Annotated in this window: 6 protein-coding genes; 2 read left to right on the forward strand and 4 right to left on the reverse strand. The window is 54.6% G+C overall.

Annotated elements, in window-relative coordinates:
* Positions 1–928, forward strand: a 928-nt coding sequence (locus RTK32_RS20170; protein ID WP_312047059.1) for a glycosyl transferase, incomplete at its 5' end; no start/stop codon positions are given.
* Positions 929–1,148: 220 nt separating this feature from the next.
* On the opposite strand, the gene RTK32_RS20175 is transcribed toward RTK32_RS20170, so the two are convergent.
* The 4 genes from RTK32_RS20175 to RTK32_RS20190 form a co-directional block, all read right to left on the reverse strand.
* A complete protein-coding gene (locus RTK32_RS20175; protein ID WP_312047061.1) occupies positions 1,149–1,328 on the reverse strand; it encodes a DUF2158 domain-containing protein in 180 nt (59 codons plus the stop codon).
* A gap of 168 nt (positions 1,329–1,496) precedes the next feature.
* The gene (locus RTK32_RS20180) at positions 1,497–1,628 is read right to left on the reverse strand and encodes a hypothetical protein (protein WP_312047062.1); all 132 of its coding nucleotides are present in this window, start codon (positions 1,626–1,628) and stop codon (positions 1,497–1,499) included.
* A gap of 39 nt (positions 1,629–1,667) precedes the next feature.
* Positions 1,668–2,567 carry a DUF808 family protein gene (locus RTK32_RS20185; protein WP_312047064.1) on the reverse strand — a complete coding sequence of 300 codons (900 nt, stop codon included), beginning with the start codon at positions 2,565–2,567 and terminating at the stop codon, positions 1,668–1,670.
* Positions 2,568–2,582: 15 nt separating this feature from the next.
* Positions 2,583–2,855, reverse strand: coding sequence for a hypothetical protein (locus RTK32_RS20190; RefSeq protein ID WP_312047066.1), 273 nt, complete (start codon positions 2,853–2,855; stop codon positions 2,583–2,585).
* Positions 2,856–3,025: 170 nt separating this feature from the next.
* Here RTK32_RS20190 and RTK32_RS20195 point away from each other — a divergent pair.
* On the forward strand, positions 3,026–3,536 hold a 511-nt coding region (locus tag RTK32_RS20195; RefSeq protein ID WP_312047068.1), incomplete at its 3' end, for an EamA family transporter.

The raw sequence follows: 3,536 nt of genomic DNA on the forward strand, positions 1-3,536 counted from the left end.
ATGGAATGTCGGGCCGCGCCTGAAAGCCATTGACGCCGAGTTGGATAAAGAAGGGCTTTCCCCTTCTCAACCGGGCAAGGGCCGAAACGTCTGGTTCTGTACGGGCTACACGCTGGCTTCGGAGAGTACCAGCTGCGTGGCGCTCCACGATTGCGATATCGTGACCTATGAGCGCGGCATGCTGGCACGGCTGCTTTATCCGCTGGCGAACCCCGCCTTCCAGTATGAGTTCTGTAAGGGCTTTTACGCCCGCGTAGCCAACAGCAAGCTGAATGGTCGGGTTGGGCGTCTGCTGGTCGGGCCGCTGCTGCGTTCGTTGCAGAAAGTGTATGGCCATTCGGAATACCTCGATTACCTGACCAGTTTCCGCTATCCCCTTTCTGGCGAGTTCGCGATGCGTACGCACGTCCTGAACAACATAAAAATCCCCGGCGACTGGGGGCTGGAAATCGGCGTACTGTCTGAGATCTACCGTAACTACACCACGCGCCAGAGCTGCCAGGTTGAAATTGCGCATAATTACGATCACAAGCATCAGCCGCTGTCGGAAGAGGACGGCACGGGTGGCCTGCGTCGGATGAGTAACGATATCGTTCAGTCTCTGCTGCGCAAAATGGCCACAATGGGCGTGGATTTGACCAGCGACTCGTTTCGCGTGTTGAAAGCCACCTATTACCGTAACGCGCTGGACATGATGGAGATCTACAGCCACGAAGCGGCGATGAACGGTCTGAAGTTCGATCAGCATGCGGAAGAGGCTGCGGTGGAGATGTTTACCCAGTCGATTCTGGAAGCGGGACAGTCTTTCATTGAACGCCCGAACGAAAAACCGTTTATTCCGAGCTGGAGCCGCGTACAGTCCGCCTTCCCGGATATCATGCAGCGTATTTACCAGGCGGTTGAAGAGGATAACAAGGGCAACGTTTAGGGTCGGTCGCAGACGCGATGTTGTCCTAAGACGTCTGTATGCAGAGCCTGCGGTCGGCGGTCAGGCACAGTTTTTAAAAAATGAAGGCTTCACGCTTTTCCACAAACGGCTATAAAACTTTAGCCATGCCGGGTTGTGCGCAGCTCGCCTCTTTTATCAACGCAGCGCGGCAGGAAATAAATGCGAACAGGACGAAATTTTTCGTCCTGTTCAGTAAAGGCTAGCTGACAAGCTGGTCTTGCTCTGCATTTAGCGCACACAGCTCCTCTTCCCGAAAGGCCTCACGCCGTACGCTGTAACCATCGTACCAGGAACACTCCACCATACCGCTGGCATAGCCGGTAACCACCATCGCCGGACCACCTTCTTTAAGCTGAACTGATTCACTGACCAGGATCATGCCGTTTCTCCTAAGCTGGAAACTATCGGGGGAAATTCAGGTATAGCAGGCAATCGGGCGGCGCGCCGTTAATGGCAGGTAAAAGTTTTGTTAAAAATAAATAAGCAGTTAAAAAGGCGGAAATAAAAAAAGCGAGTAAGAATTACTCGCTTCGCACAGGGGCCTGATTTAGATTTTGCAGCCTTCGCAATCCGCCTCGTCGCCCAGGTCACTCGGGACTTCGCTGGCTTTTTTCTCGGCGTTAGCCTGTGCCTGTTCCAGCTCGGCATCAATATCAAATTCAAAAATATCGTCTTTCATCTTCGCTCCCGGTTTGGTGAAGGGGTGTCTTTATACTGATTATGCCCGTAGTTTGCCAGCCAGATTTACCCCGCACAGCACGATCGATCCGACGATAAAGCCTATCACCAGATTCGCGCCATTGCTGATAAGCGAGCTGATAAAACCGCTATGCCCGGTGGCCAGATGCTCAATAAAGTGATGCATCGCCGGCACGCCGTGCGCAATGATACCGCCGCCGACCAGAAACATGGCGATGGTGCCCACTACCGTCAGCACCTTCATCATCTTAGGTGCCAGCGTCAACAGCACGCCGCCAATGCCGCGCGCCAGTGAAGAGGACTTCTGTTGCAGCCACAGGCCCAGGTCGTCAATTTTTACAATACAGGCGACAATGCCGTAGACGCCAATAGTGACCAAAATGGCGATACCGGCCAGGATCAGTACCTGATTGAGCAGTGGCGCTTCGGAGACAATGCCAAGCGTAATCGCCACGATTTCCGCCGACAGAATAAAGTCCGTGCGTACCGCGCCTTTCACTTTTTTCTTCTCGAAGGCAGCCGCTTCCTGCTGGGAGAGGTTGCGCAACCGCTGTTCACGCGCTTCATCGCTGTTATTCGCTTTGCCATGCAGGCTGTGCATGACTTTTTCCACGCCTTCATAGCTGAGGTAGGCACCGCCCAGCATCAGCAGCGGCGTGATCGCCCAGGGGATCCACGCGCTGATCGCCAGCGCCAGCGGCACCAAAATCAGCTTGTTAAGAAAAGAGCCTTTTGCCACGCCCCAGACCACGGGCAGTTCCCGATTGGCTTTCACGCCGCTGACCTGCTGCGCATTCAGCGACAGGTCGTCGCCCAGCACACCAACGGTCTTCTTTGCCGCCACCTTACCCATGATTGAAATATCGTCCATCAGCGTGGCGATATCATCCAGTAAAGTCAGTAAACTACTTCCTGCCAAAATGTCCTTCCTTATTTAATGTTCATCATGCTGACAGCAGGGACACACGTTGACCTGCGCGACCGTCATATCGGCTACGCCTTCGCAATCCCACTCAACCCGCACCGGCTGACCCGCGTCCAGGTTGTGATGCACAAATTTGCTGACCGGGCTTTCGGTCATACCGGCGATCTCTTCGGTTGCTACCAGCTGCTCGCCGACAAAAATGCGCGCGGTAGCCTGGGTGTTGACCATGCGCTCGCCGCTGATTTTGTACAGTCGCCTGACTGTGAGTTTGATACTGGCCATCGTCCGCCCTGCTACAGGATGTTAAAGAGTGTGATCTAAGCAAGTATGCACGAGAGATGCAAATTATGTGGAGTGAATCGCTTTTCGGCTGAAAAAAAGACGGTATTTCATCTGGTTGAAAACGTGTTAAAACGTTAACGTAACGACCCCGACCCACTGCGAGAAATCTTATGTTACGTCGTGCTCCGGCCCTGCTTCCGCTTCTGGCCGCTTTATTTGCCCTCTATTTTATCTGGGGATCGACTTATTTCGTCATTCGTATCGGGGTGGAAAGCTGGCCGCCCATGATGTTGGCTGGCGTACGCTTTGTGCTGGCAGGCGTCGTGCTGCTGGTCTTTCTGCTGCTGCGCGGTGAGCGGCTTCCCGGCTGGCGAGCGGCAGGCAACGCCGCGCTGGTGGGGATTATGTTGCTGACCGTTGGCAACGGCGCGGTGACGATTGCAGAGCATCAGCAGGTCCCTTCCGGCATCGCTGCCGTTATGGTAGCGACCGTGCCGCTGTTCGCCATGTGTTTTAGCCGCCTGTTCGGCATGGCAACGCGCTGGATAGAGTGGCTGGGCATTGCGGTTGGGCTGGTCGGTATTATTTTGCTAAACAGCGGCGGCCATCTCGGCGGCAATCCCTGGGGGGCGGTAATTATTCTTATTGGCTCTGTCAGTTGGGCATTTGGCTCGGTGTGGG

The organism is Erwinia sp., assembly GCF_031978025.1.
Taxonomy (GTDB): Bacteria; Pseudomonadota; Gammaproteobacteria; order Enterobacterales; family Enterobacteriaceae; genus Erwinia.

Coding starts and splice junctions, on each gene's coding strand:
- RTK32_RS20175 (WP_312047061.1), bottom strand. CDS start 1,328: ATGATCCTGGTCAGTGAATCAGTTCAGCTTAAAGAAGGTGGTCCGGCG.
- RTK32_RS20180 (WP_312047062.1), bottom strand. CDS start 1,628: ATGAAAGACGATATTTTTGAATTTGATATTGATGCCGAGCTGGAACAG.
- RTK32_RS20190 (WP_312047066.1), bottom strand. CDS start 2,855: ATGGCCAGTATCAAACTCACAGTCAGGCGACTGTACAAAATCAGCGGC.